At 61.0% G+C, this 23,743-nt stretch carries 26 protein-coding genes, 1 pseudogene and 1 riboswitch; of the genes and pseudogenes, 13 read left to right on the forward strand and 14 right to left on the reverse strand.

Features of this window, described 5'->3' with window-relative positions:
* Positions 1–97 precede the first annotated feature (97 nt).
* Positions 98–1,462 carry a leucine-rich repeat-containing protein kinase family protein gene (locus tag P3T23_RS01255; RefSeq protein ID WP_429314374.1) on the reverse strand — a complete coding sequence of 455 codons (1,365 nt, stop codon included), beginning with the start codon at positions 1,460–1,462 and terminating at the stop codon, positions 98–100.
* A 114-nt stretch (positions 1,463–1,576) separates the two neighbouring features.
* Here P3T23_RS01255 and P3T23_RS01260 point away from each other — a divergent pair, with 114 nt between their 5' ends.
* Positions 1,577–2,050, forward strand: a complete 474-nt coding sequence (locus P3T23_RS01260) for a hypothetical protein (RefSeq protein WP_429314375.1) — start codon at positions 1,577–1,579, stop codon at positions 2,048–2,050.
* Positions 2,051–2,183: 133 nt separating this feature from the next.
* Here the strand turns inward: P3T23_RS01260 and pstS are convergent, their stop codons facing one another.
* The 4 genes from pstS to P3T23_RS01280 form a co-directional block, all read right to left on the reverse strand.
* Positions 2,184–3,209: a phosphate ABC transporter substrate-binding protein PstS gene (gene pstS / locus P3T23_RS01265; RefSeq protein WP_429314376.1), complete on the reverse strand. Its 1,026-nt coding sequence runs from the start codon at positions 3,207–3,209 to the stop codon at positions 2,184–2,186.
* A gap of 368 nt (positions 3,210–3,577) precedes the next feature.
* Positions 3,578–4,882, reverse strand: a complete 1,305-nt coding sequence (locus P3T23_RS01270; RefSeq protein ID WP_429314377.1) for a methyl-accepting chemotaxis protein — start codon at positions 4,880–4,882, stop codon at positions 3,578–3,580.
* 85 nt (positions 4,883–4,967) lie between these two features.
* On the reverse strand, positions 4,968–6,284 hold the full coding sequence (locus P3T23_RS01275) for an MFS transporter (RefSeq protein ID WP_429314378.1): 1,317 nt from the start codon (positions 6,282–6,284) through the stop codon (positions 4,968–4,970).
* Between the two features lie 91 nt (positions 6,285–6,375).
* Positions 6,376–7,557, reverse strand: a complete 1,182-nt coding sequence (locus P3T23_RS01280; RefSeq protein ID WP_429314379.1) for a M20 aminoacylase family protein — start codon at positions 7,555–7,557, stop codon at positions 6,376–6,378.
* A 130-nt stretch (positions 7,558–7,687) separates the two neighbouring features.
* Between P3T23_RS01280 and P3T23_RS01285 the strand changes: the two genes are divergently transcribed.
* Complete coding sequence (locus P3T23_RS01285) at positions 7,688–8,584, forward strand: LysR substrate-binding domain-containing protein (RefSeq protein WP_429314380.1); 897 nt, start codon at positions 7,688–7,690, stop codon at positions 8,582–8,584.
* Between the two features lie 341 nt (positions 8,585–8,925).
* Positions 8,926–9,342 (forward strand): universal stress protein, encoded by a 417-nt coding sequence (locus tag P3T23_RS01290; protein ID WP_429314381.1) that lies wholly within the window; start codon positions 8,926–8,928, stop codon positions 9,340–9,342.
* A gap of 50 nt (positions 9,343–9,392) precedes the next feature.
* Here the strand turns inward: P3T23_RS01290 and P3T23_RS01295 are convergent, their stop codons facing one another.
* Both P3T23_RS01295 and P3T23_RS01300 read right to left on the reverse strand, forming a co-directional pair.
* Positions 9,393–9,704, reverse strand: coding sequence for a hypothetical protein (locus P3T23_RS01295; protein WP_429314382.1), 312 nt, complete (start codon positions 9,702–9,704; stop codon positions 9,393–9,395).
* Between the two features lie 93 nt (positions 9,705–9,797).
* The gene (locus P3T23_RS01300) at positions 9,798–10,451 is read right to left on the reverse strand and encodes a GNAT family N-acetyltransferase (protein WP_429314383.1); all 654 of its coding nucleotides are present in this window, start codon (positions 10,449–10,451) and stop codon (positions 9,798–9,800) included.
* Positions 10,452–10,755: 304 nt separating this feature from the next.
* On the opposite strand from P3T23_RS01300, the gene P3T23_RS01305 reads away from it, so the two are divergent.
* On the forward strand, positions 10,756–12,057 hold the full coding sequence (locus P3T23_RS01305; RefSeq protein WP_429314384.1) for an NRAMP family divalent metal transporter: 1,302 nt from the start codon (positions 10,756–10,758) through the stop codon (positions 12,055–12,057).
* 157 nt (positions 12,058–12,214) lie between these two features.
* On the opposite strand, the gene P3T23_RS01310 is transcribed toward P3T23_RS01305, so the two are convergent.
* The gene (locus tag P3T23_RS01310) at positions 12,215–12,523 is read right to left on the reverse strand and encodes a DUF4148 domain-containing protein (RefSeq protein ID WP_429314385.1); all 309 of its coding nucleotides are present in this window, start codon (positions 12,521–12,523) and stop codon (positions 12,215–12,217) included.
* 84 nt (positions 12,524–12,607) lie between these two features.
* On the reverse strand, positions 12,608–12,808 hold the full coding sequence (locus P3T23_RS01315) for a hypothetical protein (RefSeq protein WP_429314386.1): 201 nt from the start codon (positions 12,806–12,808) through the stop codon (positions 12,608–12,610).
* A gap of 287 nt (positions 12,809–13,095) precedes the next feature.
* On the opposite strand from P3T23_RS01315, the gene P3T23_RS01320 reads away from it, so the two are divergent.
* Complete coding sequence (locus P3T23_RS01320) at positions 13,096–14,052, forward strand: chemotaxis protein (RefSeq protein ID WP_429314387.1); 957 nt, start codon at positions 13,096–13,098, stop codon at positions 14,050–14,052.
* A gap of 46 nt (positions 14,053–14,098) precedes the next feature.
* Here the strand turns inward: P3T23_RS01320 and surE are convergent, their stop codons facing one another.
* The 4 genes from surE to P3T23_RS01340 form a co-directional block, all read right to left on the reverse strand.
* Positions 14,099–14,887, reverse strand: a complete 789-nt coding sequence (surE, locus tag P3T23_RS01325; protein ID WP_429314388.1) for a 5'/3'-nucleotidase SurE — start codon at positions 14,885–14,887, stop codon at positions 14,099–14,101.
* Between the two features lie 191 nt (positions 14,888–15,078).
* Positions 15,079–16,911 carry a diguanylate cyclase gene (locus P3T23_RS01330; protein WP_429314389.1) on the reverse strand — a complete coding sequence of 611 codons (1,833 nt, stop codon included), beginning with the start codon at positions 16,909–16,911 and terminating at the stop codon, positions 15,079–15,081.
* Between the two features lie 499 nt (positions 16,912–17,410).
* The gene (locus tag P3T23_RS01335; RefSeq protein ID WP_429314390.1) at positions 17,411–18,157 is read right to left on the reverse strand and encodes a CbtA family protein; all 747 of its coding nucleotides are present in this window, start codon (positions 18,155–18,157) and stop codon (positions 17,411–17,413) included.
* A gap of 12 nt (positions 18,158–18,169) precedes the next feature.
* Entirely contained in the window at positions 18,170–18,379 is a 210-nt protein-coding gene (locus P3T23_RS01340; RefSeq protein WP_429314391.1) for a CbtB domain-containing protein, read from the reverse strand.
* A 46-nt stretch (positions 18,380–18,425) separates the two neighbouring features.
* Positions 18,426–18,556: riboswitch (cobalamin riboswitch) on the reverse strand.
* 48 nt (positions 18,557–18,604) lie between these two features.
* Between P3T23_RS01340 and P3T23_RS01345 the strand changes: the two genes are divergently transcribed.
* Positions 18,605–19,186 carry a histidine phosphatase family protein gene (locus P3T23_RS01345; RefSeq protein ID WP_429314392.1) on the forward strand — a complete coding sequence of 194 codons (582 nt, stop codon included), beginning with the start codon at positions 18,605–18,607 and terminating at the stop codon, positions 19,184–19,186.
* A 51-nt stretch (positions 19,187–19,237) separates the two neighbouring features.
* On the opposite strand, the pseudogene P3T23_RS01350 reads toward P3T23_RS01345, so the two are convergent.
* Positions 19,238–19,384, reverse strand: a pseudogene (locus P3T23_RS01350) (porin); the annotation flags it as partial.
* Between the two features lie 498 nt (positions 19,385–19,882).
* Here P3T23_RS01350 and P3T23_RS01355 point away from each other — a divergent pair.
* From P3T23_RS01355 to P3T23_RS01385, 7 genes are read left to right on the forward strand one after another with little or no spacing between them, the layout of a single operon-like run.
* Positions 19,883–20,440 (forward strand): hypothetical protein, encoded by a 558-nt coding sequence (locus P3T23_RS01355; protein WP_429314393.1) that lies wholly within the window; start codon positions 19,883–19,885, stop codon positions 20,438–20,440.
* A 13-nt stretch (positions 20,441–20,453) separates the two neighbouring features.
* Positions 20,454–21,005, forward strand: coding sequence for a PAAR domain-containing protein (locus P3T23_RS01360; protein WP_429314394.1), 552 nt, complete (start codon positions 20,454–20,456; stop codon positions 21,003–21,005).
* 53 nt (positions 21,006–21,058) lie between these two features.
* Entirely contained in the window at positions 21,059–21,583 is a 525-nt protein-coding gene (locus tag P3T23_RS01365; protein ID WP_429314829.1) for a PAAR domain-containing protein, read from the forward strand.
* Positions 21,584–22,150 (forward strand): hypothetical protein, encoded by a 567-nt coding sequence (locus P3T23_RS01370; protein ID WP_429314395.1) that lies wholly within the window; start codon positions 21,584–21,586, stop codon positions 22,148–22,150.
* A complete protein-coding gene (locus tag P3T23_RS01375; protein WP_429314396.1) occupies positions 22,151–22,720 on the forward strand; it encodes a hypothetical protein in 570 nt (189 codons plus the stop codon).
* A complete protein-coding gene (locus P3T23_RS01380; protein ID WP_429314397.1) occupies positions 22,720–23,283 on the forward strand; it encodes a lysozyme in 564 nt (187 codons plus the stop codon). The genes P3T23_RS01375 and P3T23_RS01380 overlap by 1 nt, the downstream gene beginning before the upstream one ends.
* Complete coding sequence (locus P3T23_RS01385; RefSeq protein ID WP_429314398.1) at positions 23,270–23,719, forward strand: hypothetical protein; 450 nt, start codon at positions 23,270–23,272, stop codon at positions 23,717–23,719. The genes P3T23_RS01380 and P3T23_RS01385 overlap by 14 nt, the downstream gene beginning before the upstream one ends.
* The last annotated feature ends 24 nt before the right edge of the window (positions 23,720–23,743 follow it).

Genomic DNA, 23,743 nt, shown 5'->3' on the forward strand with positions numbered 1-23,743 from the left:
GGCGCGTCTCCATCGAAGCAATGGGTGACATTGCAGGGGACGGCGAATCGCGGTTCCCGAGGGCAAGGAGAATATCTCTGCTCCGCAGACACCAGAATCAGATGAGGCGCGCGGTTGCTCCATCCCAATCGGGACCCGTCAGCGCAGACAGCACGCGCACGATCTCTTCGAACAGAGGTCTGTCGATACTATCTTCGCTCAGGCAACGCTCCTTCAGATCCCCGAGCACCGCCACGGTATCCCGCTCCAACCCCTGCGCGTCACATCGCTCGATCAACTCTTCCAGCAGGCAGCCAAACGCTCTGACTTCGACGCGCTGCACCCCGTGAGCAAAATCGGGATCATCGGCCGCATAGAACGACGCCGCACCGAAATCGCCGAGCAACGCCCGCCCCTCGCCACAATGCAGAATGTTGTGTGCGTACAGGTCACCATGCATGATGCCTTGCCGATGCAAATGACCGGCTGCCGAAGCGATCCCGTGTGCAATGCGTAACGCAGACTGCACGTCGAAGCGAACGTCGGAACGGTAAGTATCGCGAGTGCAGGACTCTAGACTCGGAGGTCCGGCAAGATTCGCGAACTGCGGATCAATCAGCTCCATGACGAGACCGTCGGCGCCGGCTGGATGGTCCGTCACCTTGCCAAGCACCGGAATCAGATTCGGATGCCGGCCGGCACTGATGCAGGCAGCCATTTCGCAATGAGGCAACCCATCGCTGGTCACCGCACCTTTGAACAACTTGACCGCGACGGGGTTGGCATCGTCGCCAACGGTTCGATGCTCCGCGCGGTGAATCACGCCGGATGCGCCCTCGCCTAACCGATGCTGAAGATCCAGCGCCTCCCAGCCAATGCCGCTAATCGGCGCGTTCGTCAATGCGACGTTTTCCAGTTCTTCGCTGAACGGATTGCCCGCATACGCCAGCCACGAGAGTCGAGGGAGAAGCGGCAACCATGCAGGCAGTCCGCTTAGCTGGTTGGCCGAAAGACGCAGCAGTTCAAGGCGGGAACAGGCGGCCAGTTCCGCTGGCAGCGTTCGCAACTGATTGCCGGCCAGCATCAGCTTTTGAAGCTGCGAGCAGTTGCCGATTTCCGAAGGAAGCGCGTCAATCTGATTGTCGGTCAGGATCAGCCAGCGAAGTTGCGCAGGCAGCGCCCTGCCCGAAACCTTGCGGATGCGATTCGCCTTGAAGCCAATCATGTTTAACTGCGGACATTGCCCCAACACTTCCGGTAGTTCCGTGAACTGGTTGTCGGAGCAGAAAAGAATGCGCAGCCGGTTCAGTCGAGGCAGCGCTTCAGGCAGCGAGGACAGGGCGTTGCCAGAGAGATCGAGGATCTCCAGCGTATCGGCAAGATCGAAAATCTCTCGCGGAAATTCCGTCAGGCCGCAAGCCAGTTTCAGTCGCTGAATTCCCGCCAGTTGTCCGGCGCGCAGTTGTTCGAGTGTGGCTGTCACAGTGGTGGGGATATATCGGGGATTGGCAGTATGTTAGCTTTGTTTTATAGATTCACCTGATCCAGACAGTTCATTCGCCAGATCGATCCTGTCGGTAAACCACGCTTTCAGCTGTTGCGCGCCCGGCTGAAGTTCGCCCGTGACCGGGTGCACGAGATAGTAACCAGTCGGCAACGGCTGCGTCGCGCCGAACGGATCGCCGACTGCGCCCGGCGTCACGCCAGGCTCCCCGGCAGCAACGGAAAATATCCCGAACCCATCTTTGTCAGGTCACTGTGCGAGAATCGATACTTGCGTGTACAGGACGGAACGGTGATCGCCATGGATCAGCCTGGTACCAGCCTCACTGCGCCATTCCTTTCTGCCGATTCAGCCGTGTGGTTTTCCGCATACGGCTTCGGTTGGGGATATTGCGCCTTCTCACTGGATTCTGAAGTGGTTTGCGAACAGCTCGGCGCCGCGAACGAGACGCCGAAGCAGCTGATGCTTGCCTTTGAACTCGGCAAGCGACGACTTCTCCTGGCGGTCGAGAAAAAGGCACTCCCGGGCACAGGCAAACGGATCACTCTGTCGGCCGAGGATCTCTGATCTGGCACAGACATGTTGCCGACATCAGCGATGCTTAGGCGATGCGGCCTGACACTTGCTGCAAGGTCGATCGATATCGAAGTGTCCACGAAAAAAAGGCGCGCGCATCTACGCGCGCCTCATGGATTCCCCCTTATTGCGCGACCGGCTTGCCCGACGCGTCTTTCACCTTCTCTTTCCACTGCGTGCGGATTTCCGACACAACCGATTCCGGCAGCGAGATGTAGTCGAGATCGTTAGCAGCCTGCCCGCCGTTCTTGAACGCCCAATCGAAGAACTTCAAGGTTTCCTTGCCTTGCTCGGGCTTTTCCTGCGCCGTGTGCAGCAATACGAACGTCGCGCCGACTACCGGCCATGCGTCCTTGCCCGGCTCGTTCGTCAGGATCTGGTAGAACGACTTCTTCCAGTCGGCGCCCGCGGCGGCTGCCTTGAACGTCTCCGTGGATGGCTGGACCACTGCGCCCGACGCATTCTTCAGCGCGGCATACGTCATATGGTTCTGCTTCGCGTACGCCCATTCCACATAGCCGATTGCGCCCGGCAGACGCTGCACGAACGCCGCGACGCCATCGTTACCCTTGCCGCCCGTACCCGTGGGCCAGTTCACCGTCGTGCCTTCACCAACCTTCGACTTCCACTCCGGGTTCACCTTCGACAGGTAGTTCGTCCAGATGAAGCTCGTGCCCGAACCGTCTGCACGGCGCACCACGGCGATGTCCGTATCCGGCAGCTTGAGCTTCGGGTTCAGCGCGGCGATTGCCGGGTCATTCCACTTCTTGATCTTGCCCAGGTAGATGTCGCCGAGCACTTCACCCGACAGCGCCAGTTCGCCCGGCTTAACCCCCGGCACGTTGATAGCCGGTACAACACCGCCCACAACCGTCGGAAACTGGAACAGACCATCCTTGGCAAGGTCGTCGTCCTTCAGCGGCGCATCGGAGCCCGCGAAATCGACCGTCTTCGCGAGGATCTGCTTGATGCCGCCCGACGAACCGATACCCTGGTAATTAACCTTGCCACCGCCCGTCTTCTGATAGGCGTCTGCCCATTTCGTATAGATCGGTGCTGCGAAGGTGCTGCCCGCGCCGGTGATATCCGCGGCATGCGCAACAGTGGCGCACACTGCGAACAAGGCGATCGCAAATTGCTTGGGCTTCATATCCAGACTCCTTGTGGTGTATCGAGTGAGCTTCGGTGGGCTGCACCTTAAGGACAACGTGTGACGGTTTTGTGACGTCCCGGCCTTAAGGATTCGATAAGCAAAAGCGGGGGAAACTATGAAGTTATCGAGCGCAGAAGCAAGCCCGGCGAACGCGTGGCCTCATTAAGTCGTTCATTCCCAACAACGACTGCTTGCGACTTCGTCTGAACCGTCACGAATGGACGAGTTTGATGTGATCGGCAGGCTCAATGGACGCGCAAGCGAGGCTGCTACCGTATCGATCAATGATAGAACAGGCTCATGATAATTCTGGCTGGCCGTCGTCTGACAAAACGAAGAAAGGTCGGGCGGCGTTGCACCGCTAACTAATCGCCCGAGCGCAACCGGAAAGCCGCGACTGTCGTGTTCAACTGTCTGCCCTGATCCTCGAGCGAACGCGACGCGGCGGCCGCCTCTTCAACCAGCGCGGCGTTCTGCTGCGTCACATCGTCCATCTGCGTGATCGCGAGATTCACCTGCGCGATACCGCGGCTCTGCTCATCCGACACAACGGCGATTTCGCTCATGATGGCGGTCACCTGTCCGACCGCATGCGTGACTTCCGACATCGTCTGCCCCGCCTCGCCCGCCAGTGCCGAGCCCTGCTGGATCTTGTCGACCGACGCGCCGATCAGTTCCTTGATCTCCTTCGCGGCGCTCGACGAGCGTTGCGCGAGGCTGCGCACTTCGCTCGCTACAACCGCAAAGCCCCGGCCGTATTCGCCCGCGCGCGCGGATTCGACCGCGGCGTTGAGCGCGAGGATGTTCGTCTGAAATGCGATGCCCTCGATGATGCCGGTGATATCGGCAATCCGGCTCGAACGCTCGCTGATGTCGCTCATCGTACCGACCACCCGCGCCACGGCGTCGTTGCTACGACGCGCTATGTCCGACGCGCTGGCTGCCAGCGCGCTGGCCTCGCGTGCATTGTCGGCGTTCTGTTTGACGGCCGACGTCAGCTCCTCCATGCTGGCCGCGGTTTCCTGCAATGCGGCGGCCTGCTGTTCGGTGCGGGCGGACAGGTCGGCGTTACCTGCTGAAATCTCGCCGGTGGCCACGCGCAGCGATTCGCTGCTGTCGCGAATCTTCAGCAACACGCCGTTCAGCTTTTCGACGAACGCATTGAATTGCGCGGCAAGCACACCCACCTCGTCGCCGCTCGTCACCGGCAGACGCTGCGTCAGATCGCCGTCGCCGGAGGCGATGTCCTGCATGCCGTTCGACACCTGCCGCAGCGGCGCGGTAAGCCGCCTGCCTAGCGCCGTCGTCAACACCAGCGCGGCGAGCAGCACGAGCACGCCACCCGCTATCAGGATCGCGCTCAGCCGGTTAGCAGACGCCATCATCTCCGTATGCGGGATCAGGCCGATGTATTTCCAGCCCAGGTCCGGCGACGTATAGATGACGCTGTCGTAGCGTGTACCGTCGATGTCGACCTGGCGCGTGCCATTGCCGAGCTCCGCGAGTTCGCGATAGCCGTCGCCGATCTCTTTCAGCGGCTTGAAATTGTGCGACGGTACGCGTGGATCGACGAGCACGGTGCCGCTATCCTCGACCACCATCAGATAGCCCGTCTCGCCAAAGCGAACCTGGCCGATCATCTTCGCGAAGCCGTCGAGCGAAATATCCATCCCGTGTCGGGGCCGGATTTTTCGGGCAAAAAATAGCGGCGCCGTTCCAGCCAGGCGCCGCATCATCGACCTCACATTGTCCTACTCAGTCCAGTGCCTTGTGAGACCGTTCGTCCATGAACGCGACAGCAATCAGTCCAAGCACACCGCAACCGATCACATACCACGCCGGCGCCAGCACGCTACCGGTCGCGACGATCAGCGACGTCACAAAAAACTGCGCGAAGCCGCCGAAGATCGCCACGCCGACGCTATAGACCACCGCGCCACCGGTCGCCCGTACACGACGCGGGAACAGTTCGCCCAGCATCGCGCCGACGCCACCGATATTGATCGCATGCACACTCGACAGCAGGCTCACGATGGTCAGCAGCACGGCAGGCGTAGGCCAACGGTTCAACGCGACGAACGCGGGATAGATCGCGAGCATCAACACGATGCGCGTGGCTTGCGCCAGCTTGTTGCGTCCAAAGCGGTCGGTCAGGTAACCGCCGATGGGCACGAGTGCAAAGAGAATCGCGCCGGACACGCAACCGGACAGCATGGCCGTGCCCTGCGGCAGCCCAAGCGTTCTGACCGCATAGATCGACAGGTAGAACACGATGATGAAATGCGCGGACGTGCCGGCAATCGTCAGCCCGAGACCGATGAGCAACGCGCGCCGGTGATCGCGCAGCACGTCGACAAGCGGCAGCTTCGGTGCCTTGGGTTGAGTTGTGCGCGCAGGCACTTCTTCGTCGAGCGTACGACGCAGCCACCAACCAACCGGAACGATCAACGTGCCGATCACGAAAGGCACGCGCCATCCCCAGCTTTCGAGTTGCGCGGCGGACAACGTCGAGGTCAGCGCCACACCCGTCAATGCACCCGCAAGTGCCGCGAGCCCCTGGCTCGAGAACTGCCACGATGCGTACAGGCCGCGCCGGTTTTGCGGCGCCTGTTCGAGCAGCAGCGTGGTGGACGCGCCCACCTCGCCACCCGCGGAGAACCCCTGAATCAGACGTGCCACCACGAGTATCAGCGGTGCGGCGAGGCCGACCTGTCCATACGTGGGCGCCACCGCGATCATCGCGGTACCGAGCGCCATCAGCGCGAGGGTCAGCAACATCGCCCTCTTGCGGCCTGCGCGATCCGCATACATGCCGATCACCAGCCCGCCGACAGGCCGCGTAAAGAAGCCGACGCCGAAGCTCGCGACCGCCAGCAGCAGTTGCCCCACCGGATCATGGACCGGAAAGAACAGCTTGCCGATCAGGAGCGCAAAGAAGCCATAGACGGTGAAGTCATAGAACTCGAGCGCATTGCCGACTGCCGCCGCCATCACCAGCTTCGTGCGGTTTCGTTTGCCGGGATCAACCGCAACGGGTACGGAGTGAGCAGACGAGAGTGTGGACGTTTCCATGGTTGTTCCCAGTGACGGCAATGCGATGACAGATGAAACCAGATAAGTCGGTGGCCATGCAGTAGCCACTCACGAGCCACACGACAGCCACTCAATCGGCGAGAAAGGCTTCGGTCAAGCGAACCCAGTAACTCGCGCCGATGGCAAGAATGTCGTCGTTGAAATCGTAGCCCGGGTTGTGCACCATGCAGCTTCCCTTGCCCTCGATACCATTGCCGATCCATGCATACGTGCCCGGCACGACTTGCAGCATGTACGCAAAATCCTCGCTGCCCATCAGCGGCCGCGCATCGCCATCGACACGCTGCGCGCCCAGCATCGCCTGCGCAACTTCGGTGGCGAACGCAGTTGTTTCTCCGGAATTAACCAGCACCGGATAACCCAGTTCATAGTCGATGTCGGCCTCGACGCCGAAGGCGCTCGCCTGGGCATGGATCATCGCCTTGATGCGTTCATGCAGCAAGGCGCGCACCGTCGGATCCAGGGCACGCACCGACAGCTTCATTTCAGCGGTTTGCGGAATTACGTTGAAGGTCTCGCCAGCCTTGACGCTGCCAACCGAAATCACGGCCGACTTCTGCGCATCCACTTCGCGGCCGACGATGCTTTGCAGACCAAGGATGATCGCGCCGACCGCGGGCATCGGATCGCGCGCCAGATGCGGCAGTGCGCCGTGTCCGCCCGCGCCGCGCAGCACGATGGTCACGCGGTCGGCGGATGCCATCGCGGGTCCGGCGCGGAAATTCATGTCGCCGGTCTTGTAGCCGGGCATGTTGTGCAGGCCGAAGATCGCATCGCACGGAAACTGCTCGAACAGGCCGTCGTTGATCATGGCGCGCGCGCCGCCGTAGCTTTCCTCCGCGGGCTGGAAAATGACATTCAGCGTGCCGGAAAACTGCCGGCTCTCGGCGAGATAGCGCGCCGCGCAAAGCAGCATCGCGGTGTGGCCGTCGTGGCCGCATGCGTGCATGGCTTGCGGCACGGTACTCGCATATGGCAGACCGGTGGCCTCTTCGATGGGCAGCGCGTCCATGTCGGCACGCAGACCGATACGCCGGCTGCCGCTGCCCTGCTTCAACACGCCCACGACGCCCGTCTTGCCGAGTCCGCGCGACACCTCATAGCCCCATTGCGTGAGCAGGCCGGCCACGATGTCGCTCGTCGCGACCTCCTGGAAGGCGAGTTCCGGATGCGAGTGAATCTGACGCCGGATGGCGATCATCTCCGGGGCAATGGCGGCGATGCCGGGAATGACGGGGTCGACGGACAACATGAATACACTCCTTATCGAATTCGTACCTGACTGCGTCCGATCAAGGATATAAAGTCAAATAGAAAACCAAAAGACAGTAATTTCCAGCGATGACCACCCCAGGTTGTCGGTATAAACCCGAATCACGATCGTGAAATTTCATCAGTTGAAAGCGTTTCTGACGGTGGCGGAGCAAGGCAGCATTCGTGCCGCCGCGCGCAGCCTGCATCTCTCGCAGGCTGCGCTGACCAAGTCGTTGAAAGAACTGGAGCAGGATCTCGGCGTGTCGCTTGTATTGCGGACGGCCCGTGGGGTCCAGTTGACGGAGTACGGTCAGCGGTTGCGGATTCGTGCCCGGATGGTGGTGAGCGAAATGCGCCGCGCCGAAGACGACATCGCCCACATGAAGGACGCCGGCACGGGAAGCGTGGCGGCCGCCATCACGCCGACCACCGCCCTGTCGTTCCTGCCCCAGGCGTACAGGGCATTTCGCAAGCAGATGCCGCACGCGCAGGTGAGCTTTATCGAAGGATTTACGGGCGTCGCGCTGCCGCGTCTGCGCGACGGCTCGCTCGATTTCGTGGTGGCGGTGGTGCTCGCGGAGCAGCTCGCGCCCGAGTTCGATTATTTCGAGCTGTACCAGAGCCGCTCGGCGATCGTCGCGCGCACAGGTCATCCGCTTGCGCAATGCACGACGCTTGCCGAACTGGTCGATGCCGAATGGCTGCTTAATCCATCACCTGAAAGCTCAACACGCAGACTGCTCGACTTTTTCTCCGAGCGTGGGCTATCGGTGCCCCGGCGAGTGGTGGAGTGTCCGAGCTTCGTGATCGCACATGCGCTACTGCGCGAGTCGGATGCGATTGCTGCCCTGCCCGCGCCGCTGCTCGACTATCCGTGGGTCGGCGAAGGCCTCGCGGTGCTGCCGATCGTCGATCCGATTCCGCCCATCGCAATCGGCGTTGTGACGCGCCGGAACAGTCCGCTCACGCCGGCGGCATCACTCATGCTCGACTGTCTGCAAGACGCGATCGGGCGGGCGCGCTAGCCGACGGACAGGGACGCGCCGGCATTTCGTGCGATCTGAGCGTCATCGCACATAACGCGACCTTCACGCCGACCGCCACGATCTATCATCAAGTCGACAGGTTCGGTAACTCCTCTGACCGCGCGATTCCGCTGTCGGGCTCGTCAGTTAAGCAGGGCTTCGCGGGTGGCGTTGCACAGGGTGCGCGGCGCACCATGGGCAGCAAAGGTTCGCGGAGAAAGCGAAGGAGATCACTACAGGATTTTTACGCTTCCCGTGCGCAGTTTTGCGGCGCATTGACACCGCATTTGCTGAAATGGAAGCATCAGGATGGCTTTGCTGGTTTGAACCCGGAGTGCTCGATGTTACGGTTGCTCATACCCGTAGTGGATCAAAAAGGCGCCTTGCAGGCCGCGCGCTACGCTGCGTTCCTGTTTCTGGAAAAATGCGTGTCCGAAGTCGAATTGCTTGAAGTGCTGGAGCCTGTCGACGAAGGGCGTGCCGCAGCCTTCCATTCGCGGGGCGCACTACGTCGCCACGAGAAGGAGATGATGCTGAGCGCGCTGGTTCGAACCCGCACGATCCTCGATGACGCCGGCGTTCCGTACAAATGGAAGCGGGTATTCGGACACGGCACGAAAGCGATTGCCGCGTATGCAGACAGGACTCAGTCGGATGTGGTGGTGATCGACGCGAGTCATCTTGGGTTCTTTCGCAGGCTGGCCATGCTCGCCGGTTTGTGGCACCGGACTTCTACACCTGTGACGATGCTGCATTAGTTGTGCGGTTGCTCGATCCCGCCGCCGCTCAATGACGCGGCAACGACGGATCACTGTGCGCCGGTCACGGCCGGATTCAAATCCATGTGCAGAATGACAAGCCATCGCTTCGGACAATCCTGCGCAACCTGCACAATCTGTTTCGTGTCGTCGGCTGGCTTGATGTAGCCGTTCTCGCGCGCAAAGCCAAATGCGCGCCGGGCATCGGACTGAAGCCAAAGCGTCACCAGCCCGCAAGTCACGCAGCTGAACATCCATATCGTTTCATGCGGCAGCGTAGCGTCGATCTGCTGTGCAACGTATGTGAAGACGGTCGTTAGTATCTGGTTGGTCACGAAGGCGATGGCAATGACCTTGCTCATCCCTCTCAACATCGTGGCTGGTCTGAAACGCACCATCGGAATGGCATGTCCTTCTATGTGGGTGAATTGTCCGTCAAGCTTCTGTGCGGCACGTCATGCGGCACGGGCCATGGTGCGGCCCGGCAATTCAAGCCGGCCTGACCATGCCGCAAGGGTGGGGGCAGCCGTCGCGGATTTGATGAGGATCGCACTGTCATAGCGCTTGCCGTCGAACCTCACGAAATCTGCGATGCGAAAGCCTTGCCCGCGATAGAAGGCGATCAGATGCGCGGCGGGCTGAGGCGTGTCGAGCGCGAGCTCGTCGTAACCACGCGTCGCGGCCACGCGTTCGGCCAGAGCCAGCAACAGCCGTCCGACACCTCTGTTTTGCCACGCCGGATCGACGCCGAACTGACGCACGCTTGCGACACCCTGATGCCGATACAGCGCACACGGCGAATCGCGATCCTGGGCATAGAGCGTCATCGTCCCGATAAGGCGTCCGTCACACACTGCAACGTAGCAATCGCCGCGCGTTGCGCGCGCCTTTGTGACAGAGACCGGTTGATCCACGCACGTGCAATTGAGCCCCATGCCGCCAAGCCGGGCGAACGCACGATGCAGCACCGAGGTCAGTTCATCGAACGAATCGCACGCGGGATCGAAGTGCCGGATGATGACGCCCGGCATACCTCGATGAACATAAGCGACCTTGACGGGCTTCTTCAGTCCAGTACGTTGCTTCACAATGACAACCTCGACTCTCATCAAGCTACCTGAAGTTTAGGGTTCGTCGTGTGCGCCTCGCAAGAAAAAATGCCGTAAAAAAAAACGGGCTGTTCGTAGCGTCCGACAACGTTCGTGATCGTGCGAGACCTTGATCTACATCAACGCGTACCGATCACACGCCACGTTCAATATGCGAAGCGAGATCGTTCGCTACGCACGATGATGCCCGCTGCCAGACAGACGAAGCCTCTGTCCTCAGCCTGAGTGGAGAAACGATCTGCAAGACGGCCCCCTTCTTCTGTCTTCGAAGCCCGTGCTGGTTTCGCAATCGCGAGGTGAATCAATGGACGTTGATGAAACGGCTCGCGCGAGCACCTTCAGGGTGCTTTGGGAGCGACTGAAGGAGCATCCGCTGGCGCGGATCGGACCAGGGCTTATCACCGGCGTGGCGGACGACGACCCGAGCGGCATCGCCACCTACTCGCAGGCGGGCGCGCAATTCGGCCTGAACATGCTGTGGACGATGCCGCTGGCCTTCCCCTTGATGGCCGCCGTTCAATCGATGTGCGCAAACCTCGGCAGGGTGACCGGAAAAGGGCTCGCGGCGAACATCAGGAGCGCGTTCCCGCCGGTCGTGCTTCAGGTCGTCGTGCTGCTACTGCTCGTCGCCAACACCCTCAACATTGCTGCCGACGTCGCCGCCATGGGGGAAGTGGCGGAACTCGTCTCAGGCGTCAATCGCCACCTGATGACGGCGTTCTTCGTATTCGCGACGCTACTGCTGCAGATGTTCGTCCCGTACCACCGGTACGTGTTCTTTTTGAAGTGGCTCACCGTATCGCTGCTTGCTTACGCGGCTGTGCTGTTTACGGTTCATGTTCCCTGGGCGCAGGTCGCACTGCGCACGGTCTGGCCCAGATTCACGCCCGACGCCACGGCCGCCGCGGTCGTGGTCGGCGTCTTCGGCACGACCATCAGCCCGTATCTGTTTTTCTGGCAGGCTTCCGAAGAAGTCGAAGACATGCAGGCGCAACGCGGTGGTGCGCCGCTCGTACGCGACCCGCGCGCCGCACGTACGGAACTGCGACGCATCCGGTGGGATACATGGAGCGGCATGCTCTACTCCGATATCACCGCCTGGTTCATCATTCTGGCAACCGCTGTCACCCTTCACGTCGCCGGTGTGACGGACATCAGCACGGCGGCGCAGGCAGCCAGCGCACTCCGGCCCCTTGCTGGCAATTTCGCTTATCTGCTGTTCGCGCTTGGCATTCTCGGCGTCGGCCTGATCGGCGTACCCGTACTGGCGGGTTCCGGCGCCTATGCCCTTTCCGAAGCGATGGGATGGAAGGAAGGACTTGAGCGGAAGGTCAGCGATGCGCGCGGGTTCTACGGCATCATCGCCGTCAGCGTGCTTGCCGGACTCGGTATCCAGTATTCGCCGATCAGTCCCATGAAGGCGTTGTTCTGGAGCGCCGTGATCAACGGGATCGTCGCAGTGCCGCTGCTGGTCGTCATCATCATTCTGGTGTCGAAGAAATCGGTGATGGGCGCTTTCACGGCGAGCCGGTCGCTGATCGTCCTCGGCTGGATCGCGGCTGCGGTGATGGGCGTGGCGGCAGTGGTTATGTTCGTGCCTTCATAGAGGGCATCGGAGATGTCGCCGGAGGGCCGGCTCAGTCGACTCCTGCCGATAAAGCAAAACAGGCCCACCTCAATCGTTCAGAGGCGAGCCTGTTCTTCTGCGGCAGACCGTGCTTGTTATTGCGGCCGCCTCAAATCAGTTGCGACCTGGATGCAACTTAGTGAGCGCGGTACACCCGCGGCGAATAGCTGCTCGCCGTCCACTCTGCAGGAGCGCCTGCCTGCGACGAACCGCTCGTAGATGGACCGTAGCCGCTGTTTTGAGCAGCGACGCGAGCTTCGGCAGCCTGAATGTTCGCCGGATACGTGGCGTCATCGGAAACACTCGGGTTGTAGCCGGCCTTTTCGAGTTGTACCAGTTCGGCACGCACCTGAGCGCGGGTCAGAGGCTGGTTCGATTGCGCGAACGAAGCGACCGGAACGGCGATAAGAGCAGCAAGAGCAACAGCATTGATGAGCGATTTCATGATCAGTACCTCCAGAGATTGTTTTCCAAAGTCGGACAAACTGCTTGTCTGAACCCGTTGATCACAGTCTAGGACCGTGGAGAACTAGGGTAAATACCTAAGATTCGAAATCACTGTTTGGGTTTCGATCACAATCGCGACAACCGCCGCCGCCACCGCCTTCGCCTTCGCCACCGCCTTCGCCTTCGCCTTCGCCTTCGCCTTCGCCTTCGCCTTCGCCGCCACCGCCACCGCCACCGCCACCGCCACCGCCACCGCCACCGCCACCGCCGGCCAGATCGTCACAACGGCAGATCGACTACGCAACGGTTCTCGGGTTCACACAATATTCTGGAAACCTTAATAAATCAGTTTGCTCAGATACGGCCTTCCAGACCGGCTGTCGATCGGGCGACAGTCAACCTTCGAACATATTATTCATACCTTTTTGCCGTCCTGCCCGCGGGCGACCATGACGAGTGGGCCACTGAACTTTCCGCCCACGGGGCCGATAACAAATAGACGCACGAGCTTCACGCCGGATCGCACTGGGTCAAGGCGCAACGCTCGCATCGAAACCCGGAGCCCTTCCCATGTCAGCCGATCAACATCCGAATCACGAGCGCAGCAGCCTGACGAGTTCCAACAAGTTCGAGCTGCTGTTGTACCGGCTTGGCTCAGTGCCAGGCAGCGACGCGCACGAGCTATACGGGATCAACGTGTTCAAGGTGCGTGAAATCTCCACGATGCCGCCCGTCACGCCGATCGCCGGTTCGTCGCCCTATGTGATGGGTGCGGTGGACATTCGCGGGCAGATCATTCCGGTGATCGACCTGCCCCGGCTGATGGGCTGCGAGCCGTCGCGCGGTCTGAACATTCTGCTCGTCACCGAGTTCGCCCGCTCGACGCAGGCGTTCGCCGTCGAAGAAGTCGACGACATCGTCCGGCTCGAATGGAACCAGGTGCTGTCCGCCGAAGGCACGGCGGGCGGGAATCTCGTCACCAGCATCGCGCGCATCGACGGCAACACGGGCGATTCGCGTCTCGCCCAGGTCATCGACGTCGAGCAGGTGCTGCGCGATGTGTTTCCCTCCCAGCATCCGGCCGTGGACCCGACGTCGGTTGGCGAGGCGCTCGGCCTCTTGAGCGGCGCGAAGATTCTCGCGGCAGACGACTCCGGCTTCGCGCGCAAGCTGATCGAGCAGGCGCTGAGCGCGATCGGGGCAGACTACGAGATGGCGAAGACGGGCGAGGAGGCCTGGAACAGGCTGCAGAAGCTGGCCGACAAGGCCCAGGCGCAGGGAAAGCGGGTACGGGACACCATCGCCCTAGTCCTGACGGACCTGGAGATGCCGGAAATGGACGGCTTCATGCTGACACGCAAGATCAAGGGCGACGAGCGCACGCGTGACATTCCGGTCCTCATCCACTCGTCGCTGACGGGCGCAGCGAATGAAGCGCATGTGAAGAACGCTGGCGCGAACGGCTATGTCCCGAAGTTTGCGGCAGCCGAACTCGCCGGCGCGATACGTCAGGCGCTTGCGACCTGAGCCGGCGCGGCCCGCCGGCAATCACCCTGCGCTGAGCCTGACCGGCTCAGCCCGCGCGCTGCAATGCCGCTGCCAGGGTGGCAAAGGTCTGCTCGTCGGTACGATCGAAGTTGAGCGGAGTCACCGACACGCGGCCTGAACCCACCACGGCCGTTTCGCTATCGGGCGCGTTCTCGCGCGGCCCGCGCTGAAAGCGCAGCCAGTGATAGGCAAAGCCGCGCGGGTCGACCTGCGGCACCACGTCGATCCCTTCGACAAGACCGACGCCCTGCCTCGTCACCGTGAGCGGCCCGGCAACCGCGGCGTCGACATCGGGGAAATTCACGTTCAGACACGTCGGCGCATGGTGCGAGACCGCGAGCAACTGGCGGATCACGCCGGGCGCGAGCGCGCGCGCCGTATCCCAGCGGACCTTCTCGCGATCGCGGAAGGTCTGGCTCAATGCGATGGCGGGCAGGCCGAGCAGCAACCCGGTCATCGCCGCGCCGACGGTGCCGGAGAACATCGTCTCGACGCCGAGATTGGCGCCGCGATTGATGCCTGAAAGTACGACCGTCGGCGGCGCATCGACCATCAGATGACGCACGGCCATCACGACGCAATCGCCCGGCGTACCCACGACGCCGAAGCGCCGCTCGCCCTGCTGGGTCACGCGTAGCGGCGAGTGCAGACTGATCGAATGCGACGTGCCGCTCTGATCGTGCTCAGGCGCGACCACCCAGACTTCGTCTGCAAGCTCGGCCGCGACGGCTTCGAGCACGGCAAGACCGGGGGCATCGATGCCGTCGTCGTTCGTCAACAGCACGCGGGGCACTTTGGATTCAGCGAGGGACATCGCGAGGCTCTCCTTTCGATCCGGACATCATGTCACGAGCAGATCATTATTCCAGAGATCGTGGCGTCCCCGGATAGAGAGATGTGCGGCCGACGCCCAATGCACCGGTTGCACGCAATTGCAGATGACTCGTGGATATCCGCTGTCGACGCCTACCCGACCCGTTCCATCCGGGTCGGCCTGAAGCCCCTTCACGCTGTCACATCGCCCACGTCATACATGTCCGCCACACAGGTGCGGTTGCGGCCGCCTTTCTTTGCCGCATACAGCGCCCGGTCCGCAGCCGCCACCAGCTCGCTTGCGGTTCCACCCTCGCACGGGCGCCGCGCCGCCACACCCACGCTGATCGTGACGATGCCTGCGCCGCTCGCCGCATGGGGAAGCTGCAGCGCCTCGATGCCCTGCCGGATGCGTTCGGCTACCAGCAACGCGTCCTGCTGGCCGGTTTCCTTCAGGATCAGTGCGAATTCTTCACCGCCGTAACGGGCCATCACGTCAGCGGGCCGTCTCGCCAGGTTGGCGATTGCCTGAGCGATGGTGCGCAGACAATCGTCGCCGCCCTGGTGTCCGTAGTGGTCGTTATAGCTCTTGTATGCGTCGACATCGACCATGATCACAGCAAGCGAGCGCTCACTTTCCGTGCGCGCCTGCTGCTGCCATTGGAACCCCAGCTCACGATCGAAATGCCGTCGGTTGAAAAGCCCCGTCAGGCCGTCGCGGAACGCGAGTCCCTGCAGCTCGCTGCGCTCTTCCGCAAGGCGCTGTTCTGCCACCTTGCGCTCGGTGATGTCGTGGGCCGTCGCTGTCAGTGCTTCGGGCTCGCCGGAAAACGGATCGATCACCGGGCGAAGATAGGTTTCCATCCACAGAATCCGGCCATCCGGGCACGGGAAGCGGCTTACCTGGGAAGCCTCCGTCGCGTCGCGTGCCAGCCGGCCGATGGTGGCGGCCAGCGCCTCGCGATCCTCGGGCAACACAAGGTCCGGGTAATACACGCCTGTGAGATCGTCGGGCGCCCATTTCATGACGGCCTTCGCGCGCGGCGAAACATAGGTGAGACGGCCGTCGAGCGACATGCTCATCACGATGTCGGTCGCGTTCTCCGCCAGGATCCGGTAGCGGCGCTCACCCTCGCGCAGCAGCCCGACGAGACGGTTGCGCAATGACTGGGTGACGCTGATCGGCAGCGCGATGCCCAACGCCGCGAGCAGGAACAGCTGCAGCGCGAAGATGCGCCCTTCCATGCTCTGATAGTGAAACATCCAGAGCGGCCCCGAGCCGCGCATCGTGAAGGTGACCGCGATCGCAAGGCATAGCAGCAAACCCAGCAGCACGCCGGCGAGATCGGCCTGAAACGCCAGCAGAACGATCGGCGGGAGCGCCCAGTAAAGCAGATGAACACGGTTTTGCCCAAATACGCCCGTGGTCACGACGCAGACCAGTAGCAACAGCAGCCCCGTCTTCCAGCGGCGGTCGGGGTGCAAGAGGCCTTTTACTTCGCCGGTCCAGAAGACCACTGCCGCCGGCGTGAAAAGGACGAGACTCAGCGCATCCGAAATGAACCAGTTGGCGAGGTTCGGCAACATATTTCCGCTGAGTTGTCCGCGCAGCAAGGTTACGGCGACCAGCCCCGACAGGACGGGCGCAAGCAGGATGGCGCCAGCGAGAAAGCGGACGAGTTGCTTCGAACGGATCAGTTCGACGACCGACGAGATACGTGGCGCGAAGCTGAACGCCACCAGCACTTCGAGCATGTCGGCAGCTGTGTAGGAGGACGAGACCGCGAGACTCAGGCCGAGCAGATTGGCCGCGAGATTGCCCGCCAGCCCACCGGCAAAGACCCAGGTCACCCGCCCCGGCCGCGCCACCATCATCTGCGCGAGCAGCACCGCGTTGGTCAGCCAGATCGGCGCGATTTCGCCGGCCATGCTCTTGAGTGCCCCGCTCGCCATGCAGGTGAGCATCGTCACCACGAACGCAAGCGACAGGGTCCAGAGCGGCGCGGCCCATCGGCGTGAACGCAATGACTCAGCAAACGCCTTGAACCCAGGAGTTGGCCCTTCGGATGACAGCCCCATTTATTCGCTCTCTCTGATTCTTTTTCTTGCTATCCGCGGAAATCCGCGGACGATACGCCAGCTTCGCTGGAGTCAGGACGTTCCGGACATCGCCCCAGACCCCATCAGGGAGAAGCGGTAAACCGCCCCTACGCATCTGCTTATCGGCAGGTTGCGCCGGATCTTGAGACTTCCTTCGTGCGACTTTCACATTGAAAGCAATTTAACCCTGGACTTGCGGGCGCCAGCCGCGCGGGCTCAGACAATGTCCCGCACAATGGCAAGACGCCGAACGCAACCGCGGCGACACGGTCGGGTTCGGCGTCAGAAACACGCGGAAGGGATTGGACTTGCTAAAGGTTGTGAAGAATACGGCTGCCGAGGGTTCCGGTGAAGCCGGCGCCCGCTCGGCTAACTGCACGACTTGTGCAGCGACGCAGCCCGGGCGCCCAAAGCAGTCAGCCCGCTACAGCCAGGCCGACTTGCCAGCTGCGCGCCCCCCGTGCTGCGCGCGCTCGCTGCGTTCGACCAGCCAGCCGAACAACAGGCCGATCGTCGTCCAGATGATCAACTGCATGCCGATGGCCGCAACGCGGAAGTGCCACAGCAGCGTGGCCGGAAAGGCATCCGGTACTTCGTTGATCGTCGGCAGCGCGATCTGCACCGCCGCGATGATCGCGACGTATACCAGGCCGCCCACGATCGCCGCGTTCCACTGGCCGAAGCGCACGACTGCGCGTCTTCGCACCTTCAGCGAGAACACCAGTGCGGCAATTGATATCGCGATCATCAGGAAGAACAGCCCGGTACGCTGGCCGATCGTTTCAGGGTCGCCGATCGATGGTGGATTGGCCGGGTACTTGAGATTCGGCACAATCACCAGCGCAATGAACGCGGCAACCGCAAGCGCCGCCGACAACGCGCGCGGACCGAGCTTGCCGACCCGCCCGTACGCATACGCGAAGGTGAGCGAGAACAGGCCGCCGAGGGCCGCGCCATAGACCACCACGCCAGTCAGCAGGCCGAGACCCGCCTGCGTTTCACGGCTGACCAGTTCCGGCTCCGCCGCTTCGCCGCGTGCGGCGGCGGCTTTTTCTTCGAACGAAATAGCCTGATTGACGTGCGGTTCACCGGCCACCCGGGCGAATGCGAACGTGAGCAAGCCCGCGGCGATGCCTGCGAGCATCCCGCGCAATAACAGTCTGCCTACCATCAGGAACCCCCGTTAGTGGCAGGGGAAGCCGAGCAGGTGGCGAGCGTCGTGAACGAACTCGTGCACGTACATGCCAGGAACCAGCGAAGTCGCGCCCTGTTCGGCGCCGACGAAATACAGTGCGAGCAACAGCAGCAAGCCGCCGAAGACCACCCATGGCAGCAGTTCGCGCAGGGGAATCGGTGTCGGTTGAGCAGTGGGCTTGAAAACGGTGTCAGTCATGACGGAACTCTCCAGAGGTTACGCGCCCCGATAGTCGAACAGGAAGGGATGACACGAAGCTCAGGTCTGGCTTTCGGCTTGTGGATGAACCGATTACAGTGGCGCGACCGCGCCGGGCTTACACCGGCTTCCTCGCTTCAGTGGCGTTATTCTACGCGCTAAACTTCGCTGCGCAGCGCGATGAATGAGCAAAGCGCGCGACACTTTCAACCAGAAGGACACAGGATGCAGACACGGCTGCTGTTGATCAGTCACGCTGCAACGGCGGCGCTGCGCAGCGGACGGTTTCCCACCGACGATCCGCTGGACGCACGCGGTCTCGCCCAGGTCGCGGCATGCCGCGCGCGCGTGATGTCGCTGGCGGGTGAGGCGGATGCGGTCTTCTGCAGCCCCGCGGCGTGCGCGCGTGACACGGCTGAGGGGCTTGGATTCACCGCCGTCCCCGTCGAAGCGCTGGCCGACATGAACCTGGGGCAATGGCGTGGCAGGCGTCTTGCAGACGTCGCCAGCGAAGAGGCCGATGCGCTGGCGGCATGGGCTCGCGAAGCCGATGCGGCGCCTCCCGATGGCGAATCGTTCGGGGCGGTGCGCCTGCGCGTCGGCGCATGGCTCGATGCGCTCGAGCTGGACCATTCCTCCATGGCCGTCGCCGTCACGCATGCCGCCGTGATCCGGGCGGCGATCGTTCATGCGCTGGGCGCGTCGCCCGAGTCGTTTGCACGCATCGATATTGCGCCGCTTTCGGTCGTCGAATTGCGGTGTTCGATTCGCGGCGGGTGGACGTGGTGGGCCGCTCAGGTGCAGTGAACATCGTTGATGTCGCGGTTGTCGCGGCGCTTGCGCGGTCGGGATCAGAACCCGGTGGCGGATACCGGCCGCGATCAGCAACTGGCTGCGGCTCGATGACGGATCGCTCGTAGTGATCACCGGCGGTGCCCCTGACGACGCGCGCTGATACACCGTCTCCAGATACGCGTCGGTGCGCTTCGAGAGCAGGTAGTCCACAGGGAGGTCTTCGGGTCTACCGGCTTGGCATAACACCGGTCCGCCAACATTGTCACTGTGCCCGCTCACTCCATCATTGCGGCGTCGGGCGGAGCGATTTGACATCGGAAGATGACGCGCCAAAATAGTTTGACAAAAGTTGACACCTGGGCCGACCCCGGCCGCGATACTCTAGTGCGGTGTTCGTTTAATTTTCCTCTGATCTGCTAACTATTTCAGGACGGCTGAGGGGAGCAATACGTTTATGCAAAACATGTATTTAAAAATAAGTAGTACAGATGTTAAGTGAAGTTGAACACGAAAGCTGTCCCATCGTGCGACTGGCTGCTCGTGGACTTAGCCTGCGTTGCTTGCGGGCGCTTTTATCTCTAAGGGGGAGTTGGAAATGTCGGAACGGGAACGTAAAGGAACACTGCATCGCTTCGCAACGGTTGGCGCGCTTACTGAGCGCGGCGGGCGCGTGAGTACCGGCTACGGTCGAAGATTTGCGGGCTTCCAATGGCGCGGGTCGGCGATACCGTTACCTATAGCGACGGCAGCGAAGCCGTCATCATTGACGGCGCAGGATATGCGGCCGTGTTGGGGGACTGCCCCGCCGCGCTGGTCGGTAGCAATCTCAGCAATGGCGACCGCATTATCGAAACGCCTTGGGGACACCTGGAAATGGGCGTTTTCATCGCCGACGATGAAACGGTGCCGGGCCTGTTCGATGCGAACTGGACGCCGCCACCGCGCAAACCCCTGGATCGTTTCGCCGTGTGCGGTGCAACTACGGCACGGGGCGGTGTCGTGCGCGAAGTGTCTAGCGTATGGCAAGTCGAAGGGACGTACCGCAACGCCGCGGGCATTGGCGATTATGTCGAGTATGAGGACGGAAGCCGCGCACGCATCATTACGGGTATCGGCATTCCTGGCATTGAGCGGACCCGGTATGCGGTCGTTGGCAGTCTGCTGGATAACGGCGACGTGATTACAGACAGCCCGCACCGCGAGCCGCTCACGTTTACCATTTTTGTTCCCATTGACGAACACGGTGTCGCGCTGACGCGCCAGTAACTGGGGGGACATCATGAGGCGTCGAATCGCTGTTGTAGGCGACACGTTGACGAGCGGCGGCCAGATTCTCGACTACACGCAGACTAGCGGTTTTTGCTTTCACGGCCACAAAGCCGCGCTCATTGGCGAAAGCGCCTACTGCCAGAAGTGCAAAAGCATGGGAACGATTGCCAAGGCGGGCGGCCCCTATCGGATTAAGTATCACACCACGCGCGAGGCAGCGTTAGACGACGATATCGTCTTGTGCAGGTGTCCGACACCGCCCCGCATCATCGCCGGGCTTGCGGGCGAATCGTGGGTCGAAGACCGGGAAGAAGGCTATGAACGCCGTATGAACCTATCTACCACGCGAGCCGCTAGCACGGATAGCGCGCCCAATCGGTACGGTCAACAGTTCACCCTTCAGGACGCGAACGGCCACGTTTTGTGCGACACGTATTACACGGTCCGTTTGCCGTCCGGTTCACTTGTGCACGGCGTAACGGATCACATGGGCCGCACCAGGCGTTACGCAACCGATGGCGCGCAACGCCTGCGTGTCTATCTCGGACACAGGGAGGCATAAATGACCGACAGCGCGTATGTAATTCGCCTGAAAATGCGAGGTATGCAGACATGATGCGTTTCAATCTCTGCGTAGGCGATCAGCCCGAGACAGGGGGCCACATAGTCCCGCATGTGCTAGAAGTAACGCGCACGATTTTGGGCCACCACGTGGCGTACATAGGCGGACAAGCGTATTGCGAAGCCTGCAAGTGCATGGGACAAATCGCCAAGGCTGGCGGCCCGCGCCGCAGTTACGTCTGCGGACATGAAGTCGCGCTTGATGGCGACATTCTGCAATGCAAATGTCCGAATCCACCGCGCATGATCGCGACGACGCAAAACCGGTCATGGGTCGATGATAGTGCGACGACACGTACCGCCGTCAATGCACCTTGTATCGCGACGCAAACCACGCACGACGAGCGGTTCACACTTCGCGATGTCAACGGCCGCGCCTTGCGCGACACGTATTACACGGTCCGTCTGCCGTCCGGTTCACTTGTCCACGGTGTAACGGATCACATGGGCCGCACCAAGCGTTACGCAACCGAAGGCGCGCAACGCCTGCGTGTGTATCTCGGACACAGGGAGGCGTAGATGACCGGTATCTACTATGCAGCAGTTGAGGACGATCCGCTGACAAGCGGCAAAGGTAGCCGCGTATTCACGCACAAACTGGCGAGTAAGATCAAGGGCGAAGATGGCAAATATCGTCGCATGGCGTTTATCGGAGACGAAGCCTATTGTTCGGCATGCGATAGCACTGGCGTTATTACCTACGGTGCAGGCGTGAGTGACAGACACCGCATGATTGACCGTGTGAATGGCGGGCGACGGCAGGCGGTAGGCGGCGATAACGTTCTTTGCAAGTGCCCCGAGCATCCCCGCATTATCGCCATGTACGGGCGTAAATGGATAATCAACGACCGGGGCGAAGAAACACGCGCCCCCATTGCCAAAGCGCCTGTGCAAAGCCTCCCCCATGACGAACAGTTCACACTGACTGATGCAGCAGGTCAGGCGCTCGCCGATACCTTGTACACGGTCCGCATGCCTTCCGGCGAACTGATACACGGCGTCACCGATTCGTCTGGCAGGACCACACGCTTCAAAACGGACGGCGCGCAACGCCTGCGCGTCTATCTCGGGCATAGGGAGGCGTAATTGACTGTCTACCATGCAGTTGTGGAAGGCGATCCGCTCGACAACGGGGGCAACAGCCATGTTATCGGCGGTGCGCCACATTCGACCATCGAAGGCCCGGACGGACGGTCGCACGGACAGACGCACCTGGGACACCAAGCCTGGTGTTCAGTTTGCCAGTCTTTCGGTGAAATCGTTGCGGGTGCGGGAATATCGGACTATCTGCGCGGTTGGGACGGAATCCTGGGCGCACAGGAAGCGGTTGGCGGCGATATCGTAATCTGCAAGTGCGATCAGCATCCGCGCGTCGTATCCGTCTATGCGCGTAGCTGTGAGTACATCGACACTAGCGACGCGTCAGCAGCCAGCTTGCCAGCCGCTTCGGTATCCGCGCCACTGGTCAACTACGACGAGCAATTCACGCTCAGGGATGGTGAGGGTCGCCTACTTGCCGAGACCTATTACACCGTTCGTCTGCCGTCTGGACTTTTGCAGCACGGCTTAACTGATTCGCAGGGACGCACTGGGCGCTATGAAACAAAAGGCGCTCAATCTATCAGAATTTATCTTGGCCATAAACAGGAGACATAATGCCTGATGCACTCGCTACCGCAGTAACAAACACTAATCCGAATTCATGCGTGAATGTCCAATCAGGCCGACTTTGCAAGCCGTGGCAAATATCACAAGCGGGATTAGCATTCATTGAGACATGGGAAGCATTCCGCGCACACTTGTATGATAACGACGGTGCCGGTGGTGGCGGAAATACTACAATTGGATATGGGCACCTTGTTCATATGGGGCCAGTATCCGGCGCTCCATCCGAAGCACCATTCTTGAATGGAATCACGCAAGCACAAGGGCACCAACTGATGCACCGCGACTTGATAGACCCACAACGGATCGTAAATCAGCGTATCAATGTCGCATTGTTCCAATACGAATATGACGCGTTAGTTGACTTCGTTTACAACCTTCGGCACAACAATCAGGGAGTATTGAATCTAGTTAACACGGGTCACTATGATCGTGTACCCGCGAAGTTCATGGAGTACACATTGGCCGGTGGCGCACATCCCAATGGACTTGTGAAGCGTCGTCGCTCCGAGGCGAATCTGTTCAAAGATGGAAGCTACGATGCAAGTCACTAAGATTATTGCAGCCACGATCGCTATCATTGCTTCCGCGTCTGCGTTTGCCGATTCGAATTGCGAGAAGAATGCGAAGACGCGCGATGATTTCCTCGCTTGTTCCCGCGCCGATACGGATAAGACTCTTGCTGAAGCAGGAAAGCTGTATCAGGACATCAGAAAACTGACATTGGGCGACAAGCAAATCGCACTAGATAGGAATTTTGAGCTTTGGAAAGAGAAAATTTCGTCAGACTGTTTAGTATTCGCCTATTCATTCAATGACTGGAGTAGCGATTATTCGCCTGATACTGATTTTCAGGTGGCAGCGTGCCGCGCGAAGGTTGCATCGCAGGAATTGGATTTTTACAAATGGCTAGCTTGCCCTGATGATATGGAAACATCAAAGGTTCCGAAATGCACTGCGGTTAGCAAGGCGCTTGGCGAAAATCAATAGATCGTTTCAACCCCGTTTCGACGG

The organism is Paraburkholderia sp. GAS448 (assembly GCF_050435685.1).
Lineage (GTDB): Bacteria > Pseudomonadota > Gammaproteobacteria > Burkholderiales > Burkholderiaceae > Paraburkholderia.

What these genes read in the sequence shown, in the direction of transcription:
- pstS (WP_429314376.1), bottom strand. Translation starts at nt 3,209, where the DNA reads ATGAAGCCCAAGCAATTTGCGATCGCCTTGTTCGCAGTGTGCGCCACT.
- P3T23_RS01270 (WP_429314377.1), bottom strand. Translation starts at nt 4,882, where the DNA reads ATGGATATTTCGCTCGACGGCTTCGCGAAGATGATCGGCCAGGTTCGC.
- P3T23_RS01275 (WP_429314378.1), bottom strand. Translation starts at nt 6,284, where the DNA reads ATGGAAACGTCCACACTCTCGTCTGCTCACTCCGTACCCGTTGCGGTT.
- P3T23_RS01280 (WP_429314379.1), bottom strand. Translation starts at nt 7,557, where the DNA reads ATGTTGTCCGTCGACCCCGTCATTCCCGGCATCGCCGCCATTGCCCCG.
- P3T23_RS01290 (WP_429314381.1), top strand. Translation starts at nt 8,926, where the DNA reads ATGTTACGGTTGCTCATACCCGTAGTGGATCAAAAAGGCGCCTTGCAG.
- P3T23_RS01295 (WP_429314382.1), bottom strand. Translation starts at nt 9,704, where the DNA reads ATGAGCAAGGTCATTGCCATCGCCTTCGTGACCAACCAGATACTAACG.
- P3T23_RS01300 (WP_429314383.1), bottom strand. Translation starts at nt 10,451, where the DNA reads ATGAGAGTCGAGGTTGTCATTGTGAAGCAACGTACTGGACTGAAGAAG.
- P3T23_RS01305 (WP_429314384.1), top strand. Translation starts at nt 10,756, where the DNA reads ATGGACGTTGATGAAACGGCTCGCGCGAGCACCTTCAGGGTGCTTTGG.
- P3T23_RS01310 (WP_429314385.1), bottom strand. Translation starts at nt 12,523, where the DNA reads ATGAAATCGCTCATCAATGCTGTTGCTCTTGCTGCTCTTATCGCCGTT.
- P3T23_RS01320 (WP_429314387.1), top strand. Translation starts at nt 13,096, where the DNA reads ATGTCAGCCGATCAACATCCGAATCACGAGCGCAGCAGCCTGACGAGT.
- surE (WP_429314388.1), bottom strand. Translation starts at nt 14,887, where the DNA reads ATGTCCCTCGCTGAATCCAAAGTGCCCCGCGTGCTGTTGACGAACGAC.
- P3T23_RS01335 (WP_429314390.1), bottom strand. Translation starts at nt 18,157, where the DNA reads ATGGTAGGCAGACTGTTATTGCGCGGGATGCTCGCAGGCATCGCCGCG.
- P3T23_RS01340 (WP_429314391.1), bottom strand. Translation starts at nt 18,379, where the DNA reads ATGACTGACACCGTTTTCAAGCCCACTGCTCAACCGACACCGATTCCC.
- P3T23_RS01345 (WP_429314392.1), top strand. Translation starts at nt 18,605, where the DNA reads ATGCAGACACGGCTGCTGTTGATCAGTCACGCTGCAACGGCGGCGCTG.
- P3T23_RS01355 (WP_429314393.1), top strand. Translation starts at nt 19,883, where the DNA reads ATGGCGCGGGTCGGCGATACCGTTACCTATAGCGACGGCAGCGAAGCC.
- P3T23_RS01360 (WP_429314394.1), top strand. Translation starts at nt 20,454, where the DNA reads ATGAGGCGTCGAATCGCTGTTGTAGGCGACACGTTGACGAGCGGCGGC.
- P3T23_RS01365 (WP_429314829.1), top strand. Translation starts at nt 21,059, where the DNA reads ATGCGTTTCAATCTCTGCGTAGGCGATCAGCCCGAGACAGGGGGCCAC.
- P3T23_RS01370 (WP_429314395.1), top strand. Translation starts at nt 21,584, where the DNA reads ATGACCGGTATCTACTATGCAGCAGTTGAGGACGATCCGCTGACAAGC.
- P3T23_RS01380 (WP_429314397.1), top strand. Translation starts at nt 22,720, where the DNA reads ATGCCTGATGCACTCGCTACCGCAGTAACAAACACTAATCCGAATTCA.
- P3T23_RS01385 (WP_429314398.1), top strand. Translation starts at nt 23,270, where the DNA reads ATGCAAGTCACTAAGATTATTGCAGCCACGATCGCTATCATTGCTTCC.